Genomic DNA, 17,694 nt, shown 5'->3' with positions numbered 1-17,694 from the left:
CTGCTAAGATTTGATATACGTGATCTTCATTTGCCCTTCATCTTCACATACCGTGATTTCCACGGATTCAGTCAAAATGTCGGCGTAGCTGTAGGAGACGCGTTTGAATGTCTGCTGCTCCTGATCCAGCTTCACAATAAAGACAGAAGGGTACGTTTCTTCCAGGACACCGGTGCGTTCGACAGTCTTGCGACGGCCCCCGTTCGCACGGAGGGTAATCTTGTGACCTACGTGTGCTTCGAGACTGCGTTTAATTTCCAACAGCGCGTTATTAGCCATTGCCTGACGACCACCTCTTTCCTTGTCCATTATACCGCGTATTTAACTAAATGTCAAACAAACAAATAATTATAGTGGAATCAGATGGTTGTTGTCAACGACTTTTTTGCGTACCCTTTCCATACAAAAAGGACCCCTGGCGGAGTCCTCTCTGTCGTTTGTCACCGTATCTCATCCGATCACGGAAGGCGTTACTTTGAGCGTGGACAAATTTTGCAGCCCCGGCATTCCGATCCGGTAGCTGCCTCGTGTCTCAATCCCCCCCACACCCTGGGCGCCGCTAATCGTATGCTGCAAAATGTCGCTTAAATTCACCGTTTCCCGGATTGAGGTGAGCGCAGCTTTGGCCGCAACATAGACCGGATCGAGGGCATGAATCAAAATACGCCCCGGCGAGCTGGAAAAGTTTGCCCCCGCCTGAAGCAGCGCCTCAAAGTGCGACTGGCAGGCCCCCGCCACAATCGTCAGCGCATCAAAATTCCGTTCATACTCACGCGCCGTCCGGACCGCCGCCACAAAATTCTGCGAATTTTTATAGCTGCTCAAACTGTATAAGTCATATGGCTGAGGCCGTTTGAGCACACCGTCATGACCGGTAATCACCACAATATTCGGGCGTACCCGGGGAAGCAGGCGAAACAAGGCGTCGGCCATTTCGCTTTCCCGGACATGATGGCCTTCGGCGGGGATGCGCAGCTGTCCATACAGATTCAGACTTTTATTGAGATAAGCCGGGTCCCCGTCCAGATGCAGCACCTTTCCCGGCACTTCAAAATAGGCCTTATCCTTGGACGGCTGATTCCACAACCCGCCGGTCCCGCCTCCTAGCGGATCATTCTCCGGCTGGATATCCTTCCACAGCTGGGCCAGGCTGCGTTCGCTTATTTCCTGCCGTTCCTTCCGGATTTGGGACAACGATTGTCTGGCTTTAATCTGTGCCCGCTGTCCGCGTTCTGTCATCCGAAGCGGGGGCACCTGCATCAGGTCGTCCAAGGGGGCGTCAGCCAGCAGCCGGAATTCAGTCCCTTTAATGATGGCCTGATTCTGCAGCATTTGCTCCACTCGGAACGTTACATCCCCGCCGTACGATTTTCGGACGACCAAATCTCCCAGGTTCATCAGAACATCACCTCTACCCCAATGTATGGGCAAATGCTCCGGTTGGTTCATCCGGGATTGGAGTTCGCCGGTATTCCAGCGGACGTTAGGCCGCCCTTACGGCCTTATACTCACATCCCAAGTCTTTCACAGCTTAGCTTACGCCTGCCGCCAGCAAAACATCACTTAGTCTTGCATATTCCTCCAGACTCAGCGTCTCTCCCCGGCGAACCGGATCAATCCCCGCATCCGCCAGCAGGGCTTCCAGGCGCTCCCGGCCCTCTTTGGGGAAGAACCGGGCCTTCAGATTGTTGGCGATCGTCTTGCGCCGCTGTGTGAAAGAAGCCTGTACAACTTCAAAAAAGTGCTGTTCGTCCGCCACTTCCACGGCGGGACGCTCGCGGATTTTCAATCGGATCACCGCGGAATCGACATTAGGCTGCGGAATAAAAACCGTATGCGGAACCGTACAGATGATTTCCGGCTCACTGTAATATTGGACGGCGATGCTGAGGCTGCCGTATTCTTTTCCTCCTGGCGCAGCCGCCATACGTTCGGCAACCTCCTTTTGAATCATCACCACAATGTGCCGCAGAGGCAGCTTGTCCTCCAGCAGCTTCATCAGAATAGGGGTTGTTAAATAATATGGGAGGTTCGCCACTACGCTGACCTTGTCCACGCCGGCAAAATCCTCCTTGAACAGCTCCGGCAGATTCACCTTCAGCACGTCGGCATGCCGCACCTTTACGTGCGGATGATGTGCCAGCACTTCCTCCAGGATCGGAATGAGACGCTGGTCAATCTCAACAGCGGTGACCGCTCCTGCGGCCTCTGCCAGACGTTCCGTAAGCGCGCCGATGCCTGGACCGATTTCCAGCGCTCCCGTTGAGCCGTCAAGCTCGGCTGCACCTACAATTTTGTCCAAAATATTCTGATCGATCAAAAAATTCTGTCCCAGGCTCTTCTTGAACGAAAAGCCGTGCCGGTTAATAATTTCCTTCGTTCGCCTCGGCGAGGCGATATCCTCTCTGCCGTTCATACTCCGCCGCCCTCCTGCTCGATTCGGGCGACCGCGCCCGCAAATTCCTCTCTCGTGATGCCGAACATCGCCAGTCTCTTATACAGCTGCTTCCCGTTGCAGTAGCCGATACCAAGCAGATTGCCGAGCGCCATACGGCGTTCTGCGGCCCGCTCATGCACCAGCAGCCCGGCTTCCATAAGATCGCCGATCTCAATGACCGGCGGGTTGCCCTCAAACGAGGTATGCACATGCTTAAGAGCATGCCGGATCGCTTCCGGTGAAGCATTTTCCACTCCGATATCGCCTTTGCGCGTTGCATCCCGCTCCGGGATAAAAGCATGCTTGCAGCCTGGAACTTTGGACGATACGATCTTGCGGATCCGTTCGCCTGCATGGTCGGGGTCGGTTAATATGATGACGCCGCGCCGCTCGGCCGCCAGGGCAATCTTGGCGATGACAGACCGGTTAACGGCCGATCCTCCGGTCTCGATGGTGTCGGCGTCAACCGCCCGCTTCACAGCGACCGTATCACTTTTCCCCTCCACGACAATAAGTTCCTTGATCATAATCCTATTCTTCCTTTCCTCCTGCAGGAAATATGTATCCCGTTAACAACTATACGGTAAAGGCAAAAACAATCGGTATAACGCCAAAAAGAAGAGGACACGCCCCTTCTTTTGGGTAAAGAATGTATAAGAGTGATGAGCGCCCGCTCAGGTATCACCAAATTACAGGATATTCCGTTTAACTCCCTATACTATAGCCCATTCCGGCGTTTTTTGCAAAACGGCCGTTTAGTTCAGCTCCGGCTTCGACGGACCAATCACATACACGGTACGTGATTTACGTCCGAAGTTTAGAGCATGGCTGAGCGAATCGTAGTATACATCGATTTTGTTGCCTTTGATGGCGCCGCCGGTATCTTCGGCACGACGGAATCCAAGGCCTTCAATGTACACCCACCAGCCGATCGGAATCACTTTGGGATCCACCGCAATGGTGCGCCCTTCCGTTACACGTGTGCCTGATGCGGTACGGGTGCCAATACCCGGCTCTTGTGAAGAGTAAGCTGTCATGGACACGTTTTTGATCATGCGTTTGTACTCAAAATCAACTCCCGCTTTGCGGACAGTTTTGCTGAATTTTGCTTTGGTTGCTGTAGCTTTGGCTTTGGCTTGAGTAGCGGCAGCGGCCTTGACGACAACAGGCTTAGGAAGCGGTTTGGTTCCAACGGCAATTACTTTATCTTTGGTTGCTGTTTTGACCTCTTTACCGATCATGCGCATGGATGCCAGCTCGCCGTCCTGATAGACTTTTTCGATATGCTGGATCATAACGCCCGGTACGCCTGCCTGTGTTACCTTGGTCTTGCCCTTGAGCAGGGTGGGATCCGCCGTCTTGATGACACGGAAAGGCAAGCTTTTCGTCCGCTGTACAACCTGTTTGTTAATGCGGACAATCTTTACCTCCATGCCGGCGGTTATCGGAGTGTGTAACGAAGGAAAAATTTTGTCATGGCCTTTCAGACTGTAGCCCAGTTTGCTAATTGCTTCGCCGACGGTGTTTTCTGTCGTGTGCAGCTGTTCAGTCTTGCCGTCAACGGTAATGCTGAAGCTGCGTGCCCGGACGATGGCAATCCGGTCTCCGTCGGATAACGATCCGTCCATAGCCATGGATATCTTATCATGCGGCTGGAGCGGAATTTGTTCCTTGGACAGCAGGTCGCCAAGCAGCGACTCGCGGGTTTCAAGCGTCTGTGCCTTGCCGTCTATGACTAAAGTGATTTGTTTGCTGCTCTGCAGATCTACATACAGCAGGATAAGCAGGGCAATGGCAATCGAAAGAACGCCTGTAACCGATAGCACACGCCAATTCAATTGCTTCCACCTTAAACCTAAATCGTAGGACACGCTGGATGTTGGTGATTCATGGGAGATCTCTGGTTGGAATACGCCCATTCTATCCATCCTCCTTACAATAGCCCCGTCGCCACTGCAGCCGGATGAAGCTCGGCCCTGACGCAGCTATCAAGATTGACACAGGAAAAACGTCTGGAATAACGACGCGCTCCTGCTCACAAATCGCCTGCCCGGCAATGGCCATGGATAGCTGTTATATAACAGTGTCCAAGGCAGCCTCCGATTACTCAAAAAGAAAGAAGCCTAAAAAGAGTTCTGAATAGGAGGACTCTTTCGTGGCTTCTGACGACGCTTGAATGCTCGGAAGTGTCATGCACGAGGTTTCCTCTCTTACTTGCGCTTACGGGGTTAGCTGTCGGGTTCGGACGAAAGAGAGTCGCCCTATCTCCGGTCACCCGCTCATGGCGGTTGCCCTTGAATTCACCCCAAAGACCACATAAAGAATCAGAATACGGCCTGCAATACACCAGGTGTACGTTATGTACGCTTATACGGCAGACAATACCGGTTCCCCCGTTCCCCGGTTAAGGGGACTCAGCGAGACGATCCATGATCAATGGCTGTCATATAAACAGCTCATTGCACTGAAAAGATGATATCCTGTTTTGATGCATCTTGTAAAGCGGGCTTCAACCACGTTTATCTAAATATATGGTTAAAAATTTGTAATATTCCTCGATTTCTTGATTAAAAAACTTTAATACATCGGCCAAGCTCTTTTTTTCAACGGTTTTTCTCCCGATTTCAACGAATCCCAAATCGTTCCAGCGCGTTCGTATAAGTGATTTCGGCCAATTCTTCCCAGTTTAATCCTTTTATTTCCGCCGCCGCTTCGGCCACCAGCTTCACGTGCGCACTCTCATTTCGCTTGCCCCGGAAAGGGTGCGGAGTCAGGTAAGGCGCATCGGTTTCGATCAGCAGACGGTCCATCGGTGTCTTGGCGAGCACCTCTTTTGGCTGTTTGGCATTCTTGAAGGTGACCGGTCCGCCAAAGGAGAGGTGAAAACCAAGATCCAGGCACATTTTTGCCGTTTCCCAGCTCCCCGAAAACGAATGCATGACGCCTCCCACTTCCTGCGCTTTTTCTTCCCGCAAAATTTTGACCACATCCTCATGTGCATCACGGTTGTGAATGACGATCGGCATCTTCAGCTCCCGGGCCAATCCGATTTGCTGGCGGAAAACCCGCTGCTGAATGTCTTTTGGGGAAGTGTCCCAATAGTAATCAAGGCCAATTTCACCGATTGCCACGACCTTCGGATGAGCGCAAAGCGAAGCAATCCAGTCCAAATCCCCGTCTTCCATGGTGACCGCATCTTGCGGGTGCCATCCTACTGCTGCATAAATATTCGCGTACGATTCGGCAAGCCTCATCGTTGACGGGATCGTCTCCCGATTAAATCCGACATTGATCATTTTATTTACACCAGCCTCAAAAGCGCGGTTAATCACTTCTTCCCGGTCCTCGTCGAATTGCGGGGCATCAAGGTGGGTGTGAGTGTCAAATAAAGCCATAATTCTATTCCTCCAGTCCGGTTATTTATGCATAAATTTTAACCAAATTGTTTTATTTGCCGAACAGCCGGGTAATGGATTCGGGAAGCTGCGGAAGAGCCTTCCTAAGCTTGTCCTCCGGAAAATATAAATGGTACCTGCCCCGGTGAATCCCGCTGATGGAGCGGACGATATCCGACACCTCGGAAATTTCCCTGAGCCTGTCCTGACGGTCGAGCAGCAGAATTTGCTTGCCATGAAAAGCTTCGCCCGGCCGGAACACATCATAAGGAAGATCGGTCGGAAAGTCAATTTCAAGGTCGTAATACGGATGTAACCCCGCTTCGGCAAAACTGCGGCGGATATCATCAATTGTTTCCAGATCCAGACTTTCCATCTCTACATATTTATACAGCCTGCGATGAATGAAACGGCAGCACAGCTGGCTCAGCAGCTCATCCTGCTCCTTCGTCCACTGCATAAATGCTGTCTGAACAAGCGCCTCGTCCAGCTGCAGATACTGTTCCACGTCTACGGTTCCCTTAAACAGGTGCGTCAGCGGTTCCATCATAAAGCTGAATGCATATCCTTCCTGAAACAGCTCTTTTGCCCGTCTGAAAATTTGCCGTAAAATGATTTCCGAACTCCGGGTGACGGGGTGAAAATAGACCTGCCAGTACATTTGATAACGTGACATCAAATAATCTTCCACAGCGTGCATGCCAGATTCCTTGACCACAACCCGGCCGTCATGCGGACGAAGCACCCGCAAAATACGGTCGACATCTATGGTTCCATAGTTAACGCCGGTATAATAGGCATCGCGCAGCAAGTAGTCCATCCGGTCGGCATCCAGCGGTCCGGAAACAAGATTTACCACGATGTCATGCTCATAGGTTTTCTTTATTACCGAAGCTACTTTTTCCGGAAACTCGGGGCTAACTTCACACAGAATCCGGTTAATTTCCGTGTCCTCCAAAATAATCCGGCACGTCCAGTCTTCATGGTGCATTTCAAAAGCTTCTTCTATAGAGTGGGAAAACGGACCGTGGCCCAAATCGTGCAGCAGGGCGGCGCACAGCGTCAGCAGCTTCTCCTCCGGCAGCCAACCGCCATAATTTCCGCGCTCAAACTGGGAAATAATGCGCCGTGTGATCTCATATACACCAAGGGAATGGGAGAACCGGCTGTGCTCTGCGCCGTGGAACGTCAAATACGAGGTTCCCAGCTGCCTGATCCGGCGGAGCCGCTGAAATTCCCTTGTATTGATCAAACGCCAAATCAGGCTGTCCTGCACATGGATATAATTATGTACCGGATCTTTAAATACTTTTTCTTCGCTTAAGGGTTTATGGACCACTCTGCTCAACTCCTTCTGTGTTTTTTGGCGTCATATGTTTTATTATGTCGAAACGTGTCGATATAACGTTTTACAATTTAATCTCCTGTTTCTCCCACTTTTTAGATAAATAGGTGCGCTTTTTTGACATTTTAACTATAAATATTAGAAAAAAACTTAAAATTCGCTCAAAAGTAGGTTGACTGTTTTGGGAATGGTTGGTATTATAAATATCATAAAACGGTGAACATTGTCGAATAATGACTAATAGGAACCATGGTAAGTATTTGAGAGGAGCAGCGATTGTTATGATGAAATCAACGGGCATTGTAAGAAAAGTCGACGAACTGGGACGGGTTGTCATTCCGATCGAATTGCGCCGCACGCTTGGTATTGGAGAGAAGGATGCGCTTGAAATTTACGTGGACGGAGAACGCATCATGCTCAAAAAATACGAACCCGCCTGCATTTTCTGCGGCAATGCCGAGAATGTAACGTACTTCAAGGGAAAAATTGTGTGTCTGGACTGCATCTCCACCATCCCAACCCCTGTGACAAATTAACAAAGATAAGGTATAATAGATTTATCCAAATTGTTAATTCTAACCTTTTTATATCTCCTTGCCTCCCCGCCCGGGAGGTCTTTTTTTTGCCCAATTATTGTTATTCCGGCTGCCCGCTTACTTTTTGTCGCCATTCCTGTCAGCTAAATCTTCCGTTACATGTCAGATTTGGGCAGCAGCGCATTGTATATATCCCGTTTGGATACGCCGCGATCGGCAGCCGTCCGTTTCAATGCTTCTTTGCGCGGCATTCCTTCTTCCTCATATTTGGCGACATGTTCCTCGAGCGTCAGTTCCTGCCACCATGCTGATTCCGCCAGCTGCACAGCCTCTCTGCTCTCTCCCTCCAAAACAATGACATACTCCCCCATCGGAGGATGCTCTTCCAACCAAACCAGACATTCCTGCAGCGTACCGCGGACAAATTCTTCATAGCGTTTCGTCAGTTCCCGGGCCAATACGACACGCCGGTCGCCAAAAGCCTCCTGCATGATTTCGAGTGTACGGACTACCCGGTGCGGAGACTCATAAAACAGCAGCGTTCCCTGAGACATCCGCAGACCTGCTAAACGTGCAAGTATCTCCTTGCGGTCCCGGGGAAGAAATCCGACAAAGGTAAACGTATCGGTAGAAAGCCCCGAAGCAATCAGTGCGGACAAAGCGGCGTTGGCTCCAGGAACAGGAATCACCGGAATTCCTTCGGCTGCGGCCAGTGCCACGAGATCCGCCCCGGGGTCTGAAATGGCCGGCAAACCTGCATCGCTGACGAGCGCTAAATTTTTTCCTTCTATTATATAGCGGATCAGTTCAGGCCCGCTTGCGGCCTTATTGTGCTCATGATAGCTGAACAGCATCGCCGGCGAAATTTCGTAATGGCTCAGCAGCTTCCGGGTCTGCCGGGTATCCTCGGCAGCAATAATCTCGCACTCCCGGAGCATCCGCACAGCCCGGTAAGTGATATCCTCCAGGTTGCCGATCGGTGTAGCTACCAGGTACAGACTGCCCGTGCTTTTTTTCTCCTGATCCTGAAAGCTGCTTTGTCTTGATAAGCTCATGTTCTTGTTCTACCCTCTCCAGGCCCGTAGTAGATGTCCATAATCTCGGGGCAGTATTGATTATCTTCATTATATACGATCAGCGGGGGCTGCAAACGAACCTCGGGTTTGCCGTCGCGTGCCGCTTCAATCAGCACCATATTCGCCTCCAAGTGAGCACGGGGATGCACAAACCGGATGCTTTTGGGCTCCAGACGGTGCTTTCTCATCAGGCTTATAATATCTACGAGCCGCTGCGGCTTATGCACCATGCTGACTTTTCCGCCCGTTCTCACCAGACGGACGCAGGCCTGAATGACCTCCTCCAGCGTGCAGCCCAGTTCATGACGGGCCATGGCCTGATGCGTATTCAGCTTAATGTCGCTTCCATTCAGCGGCATATAGGGCGGATTTACCGTGATCGCATCAAACTGCCCATACCCTACCGAATGATGCAGTTCTCTTAAATCGCCTTCATGAATGTGGACCCGTTCCTCCAGGCTGTTCAGTTTGACGCTTCGTTTAGCCATATCTGCCAGCCGTGGCTGGATCTCCACTCCTTCAATTGACGCCTGCGTCCGGGTGGTAAGCAGAATGGGAATCACACCATTACCTGTACACAAATCCAGCACCCTTCCGCGAGGCGGAATCCCGGCAAACCGGGCAAGCAGAACAGCGTCCATGGAAAAACTAAATACTTCGTCGCTCTGGATAATCCGCAGATCATGAGTCAACAAATCGTCAACCCGTTCGGCAGGCAGCAGCGGCACCGCATGTTGTTCATTTGAATTCATCTTGTTCAGACTCCTACGATAGAATCACTTCAAAAAAAACCGTAGGCGCAAGCTCCTACGGCTGAATATCCTTATTTATTGAGAAATGACAGGCAGAACAGGCAGTCGCCTTCGGTGCGCAAGTGCCCGAAATACAAGTTACAGATATGGAAGCCTTCGTGATATAGACGGGCAAGATTATCGTATCCTTCCCCCACTACTTCCTTCTCTTCATTCCCTTGTTCTTCCGGAGCCGCAGCTTCCGTCTCCTCCGTCTTATCCTGATCGGCAGGAGCTTCGCGAATCAATATTTTCCTCAGCTGTTCATTCTCCAGAGTCAGACGCTGATTGGTTTCCATTAACTCCTTCACCGTCTGTTCCCATTCTCCAAGATTGGCCCGAAGCCGCTCTACTTGTTCTTCCATATCCTGAATGTGCGCAAAAATATTTTTCTTTTCCAAGATTCCACCCCGAAGTAACCTTATGGTTTACTTGACGACTACATCATCCATTGGAAGCTCCTTGACTTTGCCCACCTCGAACAGCTGCACGTGAACCGTACGGTTACCGGCGTTGATGCCGACGACTTTGCCGTCGCCAAGCGATGTAACCACCATTTTGCCAACCGCCGGCATTTCTTCTTTGACACTTTCGTAGTTATCATGCTCAAATTTCAGACAGCACATGAGCCGGCCGCATAATCCGGAAATCTTCGTCGGATTCAGCGAAAGGTTCTGGTCTTTGGCCATCTTGATCGATACCGGTTCAAAATCGCCCAGCCAGGACGAGCAGCAGAGCACGCGCCCGCAGGGTCCAAGCCCGCCGAGCATCTTCGCTTCGTCGCGAACGCCGATCTGGCGCAGTTCAATCCGGGTGCGGAAAATGCTGGCCAAATCCTTCACCAGCTCGCGGAAATCCACCCGGCCCTCCGCGGTAAAATAAAAGATGATCTTGTTGCGGTCAAACGTAAATTCCACGTCCACCAGCTTCATTTTTAGACCATGATCGCGGATTTTATTCAGACAGGTGGTGAATGCGTCCTTCGCCGCCTGTTTGTTCTCGTCTACGACCCGTGCATCCGCCTCTCCAGCGATTCGCATCACCTTCTTGAGCGGCAGGACCACATCACTTTCTTGAACCTGCTTCTTGCCGACAACCACTTTTCCGTATTCGACCCCGCGCGCTGTTTCCACAATCACGCATTGATCCCGTTCCACGGGAAGGTCCAAAGGATCGAAGTAATATATTTTACCCGCTTTTTTGAAGCGGACACCGATTACGCTGTACAAAAACCATTTACCCCCTTGTGTGCCGGTAAAGGAAACCTGCCAGGTTCGCTTCATTATGGTTCTGATGCCTGCCTTTTCCATCCCGCTGCCTAATAAATCTTCTACGGGAGCGACATCCGGAGGACTCATGTTGCTCTCTATATGCTATAAAACGGCCCGCGCTCTTGCGGGCCTTCGTGTCTTGGCACACTGTTCCCGGGCTGTTGAGCCCAGTCCAAGCATGCCATCTATATGAACATTTGCGCCGCCGGAAACTCAAGCTTCCAAGCGGATTAGGAACTGCTCCAGACATAGCTGGGGATTCATATGAAAACGCAGCTTGCGGCTGCTTTCGGCCGCTAAATCCATATACTCTACCCACTGTGAAGGCATTCGCAGCGGAGCAAGCTTGGAAATAGCCTCCAACTGATCTATAAAAACGATGCTTTCATGTCTTCGGTGCTGGAAGTACAGCATGTCTTTGAACCATAAGTGAAACAAACTGAACAGCGTGTCCATGTGTTCGGCAAGTCCCGATTTGAGCAGCCGTTGTCCAGCGGTCGCCACCGCGGAGCTGCCCCTGCCCAAGGACTCCTTCGCTAATTGTAACACTAGGTTTCTCATTTCTGCAAACCAATTCTGCTCCAAAAGCTCCCTGCATCCGTCCAATCCCGACGCAAGCGATACCGCGCACCGGGCCAGCGGAGCCGGGACTCCTTCATCGGCCAGCGCCTGAAGCATCAGGTCCATCGGAACTGCTGAAAAAGGAATACGCTGCGTCCGCGACTGAATCGTCGGGAGCAGTGAGCCGCCGTTGTCTGCGATCAGAATGGCGACGGCCGGAGCCGGCGGCTCCTCCAGGAATTTCAGGAGACTGTTGGCTGCCTGCACCGTCATTTTGTCGGCTTGATCGATAATGTATACCTTTGGATGACGGCCTTCCGAGCGATAGGAAAATATCCGCTGCAGTTCACGGATCTGATCGATCTTGATGCTTGCGCCATCAGGAACGACTACCTGCAAATCCGGATGGTTGCCATGCTCCACCTTCCGGCATTCCAGGCATGTCCCGCAGGCGTCATCTTTGCGCTCTGTACAAAAGATAGCCGAAGCAAAGGTTAGCGCCGTCCGCATTTGTCCGCTGCCCGCAGGCCCGCTGAATAAATAAGCGTGACTGACGCTGTCATGGTCAAGCGCGCTGCGCAGCATGGACTTGGCCCGCTCCTGTCCCAGAATATCATCAAAAGGCATATTACCCTCCATAACGCCTTGCGCTTAGCTTATATCTGACATAAAGCCCAACTCGTCCGCCCTCCTAATGAAAGGGCCACGGCTGTACTAGAACGATAAATTAATCAAAATCCCCCGGATTTCGCCCACCTTAGCCAACAGGTCAATTCGGCCCTGTTCGCTGTCCAGCAGTTCATCCGCAAGCGACAGCAGCGCGCTGTCGATTTCCTCCAGCAGCTTGTACCGTTTGCCGCGTCCGCGGCGGTCCCATCCCTTTGTATCCTTCAAGGTGACTCCGCGGCGTGCTGTCTCTTCCAAAAACCGTTTGACCAGCGTCCGGTAAATACTGAGTTCCCGGATCGTCATCGATTTGGACAGACGTTCGCCCTGTAAGTGAATCTCCTTAATCTGGCGGGTCAGCTCGTCCTTCGTAGCCTGCTCCCCGTGCTGTTGAAACAGGTCGGAGAACGATTTTTGCTGGATGGGTTTGCTGGGGCCTTCGGTAACGGAAAGCTCAGGTTTCAGAGGTCTGTAGCCCGGATTGATTTTCACAGGACAACTCCCTCCTTTCAAACAATTTGTGACGACACGTGGCTGAAGGAGGAAAAGCCTGCGCTTTTCCTCCTTCTTGCCGGGCGCAGCAGGGCGGAGTAAACCGCCGTATCCCGCCGCGGCGCCGTCTTCCCTTTTAATAATGCTCGAAGCGGTCGACCGGCAGTACAAACACTGTAGCGCCGCCTACTTGGACTTCAACCGGAAGCGGCAAATAGGAATCGGTTGTTCCGCTCATTGGAGTGACCGGAGTCACCAGCTGCTCGCGCACTTTACAGCTGTTCCGGATGACGGCAAGCACCGCTTCAATCTGGGTATCGTCTACCCCGATCAAAAAGGTCGTATTGCCGGCCCGCAGAAACCCGCCCGTACTTGCCAGTTTGGTTGCACGGAAGTTGGCCTTGACCAGCTCGCCGGATAATCGGTTGCTGTCCTTATCCTGGATAATGGCGATGATCAGCTTCATGAGCTATCCCTCCTACATTTGGTTTTCTATTGAAACAAGCGCGTATTGCATCGTGCTTACTTATATATTAGACAAAAGGTGTCATAAATCCTGCAAAATCCGGTTTTCCAGCATCCGGACGATATCCCGTTCCACTACGGCGATAGGCCGGTTGGCATCGATGATAATGATACGCTCGGGGTTCTCTTCCGCAATGCGTAGATACGCCTCCCTTACTTTCCGATGGAAGGTAAGACTCTCCATATCCAGCCGGTTCACCTCGCGGTTACCGTTTGCCTCAATCCGGGCCATCCCGACTTCCGGTTCTATATCCAGGTAAAAGGTTAAATCGGGCTTCAGGCCGCCGGTGGCAAACTGGTTGATACTCCAGACTTCCTCCATGCCAAGTCCTCTTCCTACACCTTGATAAACGAGACTGCTGTCGACAAACCGGTCGCACAGCACAGTCAGACCTTCCCGCAGAGCCGGCTCCACCTTCTCCGCCAGATGCTGGCTGCGGGCTGCAGCGTACAGCAGCGCTTCGGTCCGCGCATCCATCGCCGTATGCGCCGGATTCAGGATAATCTCCCGGATTTTTTCCGCTATCTCGATTCCTCCCGGTTCCCGGGTCACCAGATAAGGCATGGAACGGTTTTGCAGGAAAGCGGCCAATCTCCCGATGAGGGTGGTTTTTCCCGAACCGTCGCCCCCCTCAAGAGTAATAAAAATTCCTTCCCGTCTCACGTTACGCTTCTCCGCCTTTCTTGTTTCTGTAGACTGTGATGGTGTGTAAGGCCGGATCGGCCGTTCCCTGAAACTTGGCTCCGTCCCTCGCCAGCACCGCTAAACGGTCCCGCACTTCCGGGCGAATGGGCTCTCCCGGATACAAAGCCGGTATGCCCGGCGGGTACGGAATGACCATTTCGGCAGCCATCCTCCCTTCCGCTTGCTCCAAAGGGATGCTTTCCCGTTCATTATCCCGCAGCGGCCGAAGTGTGAACTGTACCGGTTCGGATACCGTAGAACCTACCGGAATGTTCCACGTGGAAACGTGGAGGGGGGGAGTGGATTGGACTTCGCATGATCCACTTGATGCATCGGGTCTAGTTGAATGGCCTCGCCCTTCGTAGTCAACAGGGCTATCAAGGCCATCGGGACCGTCAAGGCCATCGGGGCCATTAGGGCCGTCAAAGCCATTAGGGCCGTCGAGGCCATCAGGGCTATCAGGGCCGTCAAAGCCATTAGGGCCGTCGAGGCCATCAGGGCCATCAAGGCCATCAGGGCCATCAAGGCCATCAAGGCCATCAAGGCCATCAAGGCCATCAAGGCCATCAAGGCCATCAAGGCCATCAGGGCCATCAAGGCCATCAAGGCCATCGGGTTCATCTGGCCATCCAACTTCCCCTGCGGCTTCAGCCACCTCCGGCTGCCCATTGCCGCTTTGATCCGCAAGAACTGCGGCCGCAGGCCGAGGTGCCAGGTCGAGCGCAGACAGAGGCGCTGGTTCGCTCGCGTCGATATCCCGCAGGGCCGCGAGCAGCCGCCCTGCATCTTCAGCCGTCGATCCAAGGCTGAACAGCAGCACCACGTGCCGGTCGTCGCTCATCTCCGGCACGCAGCCCCTCGCTTCGAGCCTGCGCTGCAGCTCGAAGCCGTTCAGGACCCCGGCGGCGTCATAAATGACGACTTTGAAGGGGTCCTGCGTGGTGTACGCCGCCTCGCTGTGCGGCGGCGGCGGGGTGGCGCGGCGCGAGGCAGCCGCGCCGTCTGGCAGCCGCCCGGCCGGAGGCGGCTGCAGCAGCCCGTAGCGCGGGAGCTCGGCGAGCCCGCGCCGGACCTGCTTCACGGCGGCCAGCCCCGCCGTGAAGGCCTCGGGGCCCCGGCTGTGCACCAGTCGCCGGGCCAGGTCCAGAGAGGCCATCACCGGGTAGGATGGACTCGAGCTCTGGATCATCGCCAGCCGCTGGCGCAGCACGGCGCGGCCGATGAGCGGCCCCTGCACATGCAGCATGGCCCCCATAGTGAGGGCGGACAGCATTTTATGCGTGGACTGTACTACGCCGTCCGCTCCATATGATAATGCACTTTTCGGCAGTTCAGGATGCAGGCCGTAATGCGCGCCATGCGCCTCATCAACCAGTAAAGGCACACCTCTTTGGTGGCAAGCTTCCGCGATCTCCGCCAAACCGGTTCCCATTCCATAGTAATTAGGCAGGGTCAGCAGCAGTCCCGCCGCTTCCGGGTAGGCGTTAAGCGCCTGTTCAATATCCGCAAGACGAGGGATAACGGGAAGGCCGCTGCTTTTATCGTATGCCGGCTCCAGGAACACGGCTCTGGCTCCTGCGAGCATCAGCCCGTGCAACACGGATTTGTGAACGTTTCTCTGCAGCAGAAGCACTGCGCCCGGTTCAGCACATACAGTCAGAATCAATGCCAAATTTCCCGATGTACTTCCCCCTACCAGCAAAAAGCTCTCCTCCGCACCAAAGCAGTCTGCCGCCAGCTCTTGCGCTTCCCTGATCACCCCTTCCGGATGGTGAAGATCATCCGTCCCCGAAATCTCCGTCACATCGGCCCGCATGACCTCTGCCAAAAATCCCGCTTCTTCACCTGCACCGTAAGCCGCCCCATTTTTATGTCCGGGAACATGAAAGGAAGCGTTGGAGGTCTGTATATAGTGTTCCAGCATTTCATAAATCGGTGCCCGTACGTTCTTCATTTACATACCCTTTCATTTTAGGCTCATCCTCTATTGTATCGTAATTCCCCCCCTTCGCCTATGTTTCTTGCTTGCAGCATAGTAGGAATCGCATAGAAAGCAAAACGGCCTCCGCTTGTATGCAGAAACCGTTCACTCCCCCCATCTCAACCTTTTAATCTTTGGTTGCCTTCCTTCTTTTACGTCCAACCGGTACGACGCACGGGCACCTGCTGCGCCTTCCTTCCGGCTCAAGCGTTTTTCTGTAAGCTGATCTGTTTCATGCGTCCGATAAAAAAGCGGTACTTGTCGTCTTCCGCTTCCGTCCGCACCATCTCCGCTTCGCAATCCTCACAGATAAAATGCGAGACAATTCGAATGCCTTCCGCCTTCGTCTCTCCGCAGATAATACAAGTTTGACCGGCCTGTTCTTCCATTTAGCATCCCACCTTGACTCTTTTAAGAACAGTATTGGACAGCTTCTATTATTTTAAACCCTTTCATAGTCTTTTTACATAGGTGCCCGGTTCTGTTACATTTATATTCAGGCCCCTGCCCAAAGGTGAATGTCCCCAAGCCGTAACAAAAACGGGGTTAGCCGCCGATATTAGGATCAAGAGACGAATGAAGGAGGTCGGCGTTTTTTGTATGGAATCAAATATTGCAGGAGCGGCTACCTTTTATCAGTACAAGCTTCTTAAAAAAATCAATTGGCCCCTATACATGACGCGTATCTTCATTGCGCTGCCCATACTATGCCTTATTGCGGAGACTGGCTTTATCTCGCCTTATAGCATCCTTTATTTTTTGTTGGCGGCTCCGGTTATGTTCTGGATCCAGTATGTGATATCACGGTCGGTACTGCTGATTTCCGGGTATCCGCTGGCCAAACGATGGCGCGTGCTTTTTCGAATTCCGTGGATTGGTTATTTAACGGATCAATACGTCAGCTGCCGGATCTTCCGCAAAGTACTTCTACATAATTTCTGGATTGGTTTGTGTATCTCGGCCGTTTTTATTTTATGGTCTCCGCCTGCGTTTACTGTATCGCTTACTGTGTGGCATCTGTGGTTACTTCTTCCCAGACTGTATGTGATGCTGCGGCTGCGCGGTCTGCAAAAAGACGGAATGCTCAAGCTTAATCCGGCCGATGCCTCCTACTACGCACAGTAACTTACATCCTCTGCTGCTGAAAAAGAATAAGCTGTAACAAAAACCGCCCTCTTTTAGAGAAGGCGGTTGTTTTGATGAGTTCATATCGGGTAGATGAACAATAGGAGTTACGAGTTCTTTTTATCTTTAGGAACCATTACGACAAAATAATCATCATGAATAGCCAAATGGACCACCGCATCATCTTTTTCGAAAATACGGGAACCGTTATCCTCATCGGCCTCCTGCTCTTTCCAACCCCATGCTTTGATCGTATCGAGATAAGGCTGTGGAATACTATCCTTCTCTCTAAGGCCTGGCAGGGAGTATTGTACATAATCCAACGCAGCATTAGCCGTGGCACGATCCGGGGAATTCGCTTCCTTTGGAACAGGGAAACTTTTTTCGTTAAGCGCACCTTCAAACGATTCCCAGGTAGGCTCCTTTGTGGTTCCACATCCAGAGAGCAGACCAACGGAGAGACATATTATTATAAGCGTCCACATCACGCTATATTTCATCCCTTAAATCCTCCTTACTCTGCCTGCTTCTTAAGACGCAATTCATTTCCTTGTATGCGGTTTGGCAGTAGTTCATTCGTATTAAGGTCTCGCTTGTTAATTGCACTTTTCTATTATACTTGTTCATAGAATCATGTCGGTAACAAAAATGTTACCCAGATAAGTGCTATGTAAGCCATTTCTGTTCCTTTTTCCGACGATGGACCTTCCCTTAGTTTTCCTCTTTGCGCAAAAAAGGAACCTAATAAACAGCTTCCTAATACTTCGTAAGCATCCAAACAAAACACAAAAAAACCACCGCCGGAATT

The 17,694-nt window shown here is 52.1% G+C and carries 20 protein-coding genes, 1 pseudogene and 1 riboswitch; of the genes and pseudogenes, 2 read left to right on the top strand and 19 right to left on the bottom strand.

Annotated elements, in window-relative coordinates; all coding sequences use genetic code 11:
* Positions 1-3: 3 nt before the first annotated feature.
* From veg to ACE6ED_RS24435, 7 genes are all read right to left on the bottom strand, one after another.
* Complete coding sequence (veg, locus tag ACE6ED_RS24465) at positions 4-279, bottom strand: biofilm formation stimulator Veg (protein ID WP_410830045.1); 276 nt, start codon at positions 277-279, stop codon at positions 4-6.
* Between the two features lie 171 nt (positions 280-450).
* On the bottom strand, positions 451-1,398 hold the full coding sequence (gene yabG / locus ACE6ED_RS24460; RefSeq protein ID WP_410830044.1) for a sporulation peptidase YabG: 948 nt from the start codon (positions 1,396-1,398) through the stop codon (positions 451-453).
* A 133-nt stretch (positions 1,399-1,531) separates the two neighbouring features.
* Entirely contained in the window at positions 1,532-2,416 is an 885-nt protein-coding gene (gene rsmA, locus ACE6ED_RS24455) for a 16S rRNA (adenine(1518)-N(6)/adenine(1519)-N(6))-dimethyltransferase RsmA (protein WP_410830043.1), read from the bottom strand.
* On the bottom strand, positions 2,413-2,964 hold the full coding sequence (gene rnmV / locus ACE6ED_RS24450; protein WP_410830042.1) for a ribonuclease M5: 552 nt from the start codon (positions 2,962-2,964) through the stop codon (positions 2,413-2,415). Before rnmV ends, rsmA begins: the two co-directional genes overlap by 4 nt.
* 228 nt (positions 2,965-3,192) lie before the next feature.
* A complete protein-coding gene (locus ACE6ED_RS24445) occupies positions 3,193-4,356 on the bottom strand; it encodes a ubiquitin-like domain-containing protein (protein ID WP_410830041.1) in 1,164 nt (387 codons plus the stop codon).
* Between the two features lie 283 nt (positions 4,357-4,639).
* Positions 4,640-4,867, bottom strand: a riboswitch (cyclic di-AMP (ydaO/yuaA leader).
* 194 nt (positions 4,868-5,061) lie between these two features.
* The gene (locus ACE6ED_RS24440; protein ID WP_410830040.1) at positions 5,062-5,832 is read right to left on the bottom strand and encodes a TatD family hydrolase; all 771 of its coding nucleotides are present in this window, start codon (positions 5,830-5,832) and stop codon (positions 5,062-5,064) included.
* A 52-nt stretch (positions 5,833-5,884) separates the two neighbouring features.
* Positions 5,885-7,171 carry an HD domain-containing protein gene (locus tag ACE6ED_RS24435; protein ID WP_410830039.1) on the bottom strand — a complete coding sequence of 429 codons (1,287 nt, stop codon included), beginning with the start codon at positions 7,169-7,171 and terminating at the stop codon, positions 5,885-5,887.
* Between the two features lie 287 nt (positions 7,172-7,458).
* Here ACE6ED_RS24435 and ACE6ED_RS24430 point away from each other — a divergent pair, with 287 nt between their 5' ends.
* On the top strand, positions 7,459-7,713 hold the full coding sequence (locus tag ACE6ED_RS24430; protein ID WP_410830038.1) for an AbrB/MazE/SpoVT family DNA-binding domain-containing protein: 255 nt from the start codon (positions 7,459-7,461) through the stop codon (positions 7,711-7,713).
* Positions 7,714-7,868: 155 nt separating this feature from the next.
* Here ACE6ED_RS24430 and rsmI read toward each other — a convergent pair whose 3' ends face one another.
* From rsmI to ACE6ED_RS24375, 11 genes and pseudogenes are all read right to left on the bottom strand, one after another.
* A complete protein-coding gene (gene rsmI / locus ACE6ED_RS24425) occupies positions 7,869-8,768 on the bottom strand; it encodes a 16S rRNA (cytidine(1402)-2'-O)-methyltransferase (RefSeq protein WP_410830037.1) in 900 nt (299 codons plus the stop codon).
* Positions 8,765-9,541, bottom strand: coding sequence for a tRNA1(Val) (adenine(37)-N6)-methyltransferase (locus ACE6ED_RS24420; protein ID WP_410830036.1), 777 nt, complete (start codon positions 9,539-9,541; stop codon positions 8,765-8,767). The genes rsmI and ACE6ED_RS24420 overlap by 4 nt, the downstream gene beginning before the upstream one ends.
* Positions 9,542-9,612: 71 nt before the next feature.
* Positions 9,613-9,981 (bottom strand): DNA replication initiation control protein YabA, encoded by a 369-nt coding sequence (gene yabA / locus ACE6ED_RS24415; RefSeq protein ID WP_410830035.1) that lies wholly within the window; start codon positions 9,979-9,981, stop codon positions 9,613-9,615.
* A gap of 27 nt (positions 9,982-10,008) precedes the next feature.
* Positions 10,009-10,809, bottom strand: a complete 801-nt coding sequence (locus tag ACE6ED_RS24410) for a PSP1 domain-containing protein (RefSeq protein WP_410830034.1) — start codon at positions 10,807-10,809, stop codon at positions 10,009-10,011.
* Between the two features lie 255 nt (positions 10,810-11,064).
* Positions 11,065-12,039, bottom strand: a complete 975-nt coding sequence (holB, locus tag ACE6ED_RS24405) for a DNA polymerase III subunit delta' (protein WP_410830033.1) — start codon at positions 12,037-12,039, stop codon at positions 11,065-11,067.
* 87 nt (positions 12,040-12,126) lie between these two features.
* The gene (locus ACE6ED_RS24400; protein WP_410830032.1) at positions 12,127-12,570 is read right to left on the bottom strand and encodes a YaaR family protein; all 444 of its coding nucleotides are present in this window, start codon (positions 12,568-12,570) and stop codon (positions 12,127-12,129) included.
* Between the two features lie 136 nt (positions 12,571-12,706).
* Positions 12,707-13,036, bottom strand: a complete 330-nt coding sequence (locus tag ACE6ED_RS24395; RefSeq protein ID WP_410830031.1) for a cyclic-di-AMP receptor — start codon at positions 13,034-13,036, stop codon at positions 12,707-12,709.
* Positions 13,037-13,117: 81 nt separating this feature from the next.
* Entirely contained in the window at positions 13,118-13,759 is a 642-nt protein-coding gene (gene tmk / locus ACE6ED_RS24390) for a dTMP kinase (protein WP_410830030.1), read from the bottom strand.
* Between the two features lies 1 nt (position 13,760).
* A complete protein-coding gene (locus ACE6ED_RS24385; protein ID WP_410830087.1) occupies positions 13,761-14,435 on the bottom strand; it encodes an Orn/Lys/Arg family decarboxylase in 675 nt (224 codons plus the stop codon).
* Between the two features lie 93 nt (positions 14,436-14,528).
* Positions 14,529-15,734, bottom strand: a pseudogene (locus tag ACE6ED_RS24380) (aminotransferase class I/II-fold pyridoxal phosphate-dependent enzyme); the annotation flags it as partial.
* Positions 15,735-15,964: 230 nt separating this feature from the next.
* On the bottom strand, positions 15,965-16,150 hold the full coding sequence (locus ACE6ED_RS24375) for a sigma factor G inhibitor Gin (protein WP_410830029.1): 186 nt from the start codon (positions 16,148-16,150) through the stop codon (positions 15,965-15,967).
* A gap of 211 nt (positions 16,151-16,361) precedes the next feature.
* Between ACE6ED_RS24375 and ACE6ED_RS24370 the strand changes: the two genes are divergently transcribed.
* On the top strand, positions 16,362-16,886 hold the full coding sequence (locus ACE6ED_RS24370) for a hypothetical protein (RefSeq protein ID WP_410830028.1): 525 nt from the start codon (positions 16,362-16,364) through the stop codon (positions 16,884-16,886).
* A 107-nt stretch (positions 16,887-16,993) separates the two neighbouring features.
* On the opposite strand, the gene ACE6ED_RS24365 is transcribed toward ACE6ED_RS24370, so the two are convergent.
* Positions 16,994-17,386, bottom strand: a complete 393-nt coding sequence (locus tag ACE6ED_RS24365; RefSeq protein WP_410830027.1) for a hypothetical protein — start codon at positions 17,384-17,386, stop codon at positions 16,994-16,996.
* Between the last annotated feature and the right edge of the window lie 308 nt (positions 17,387-17,694).

The sequence above is a fragment of the Paenibacillus nanchangensis genome (assembly GCF_046543445.1).
GTDB classification, from domain to species: domain Bacteria; phylum Bacillota; class Bacilli; order Paenibacillales; family Paenibacillaceae; genus Paenibacillus_AQ; species Paenibacillus_AQ nanchangensis.
Note: the sequence above shows the minus strand (reverse complement) of the source record. Positions and strands in the feature narration are given on the sequence as shown.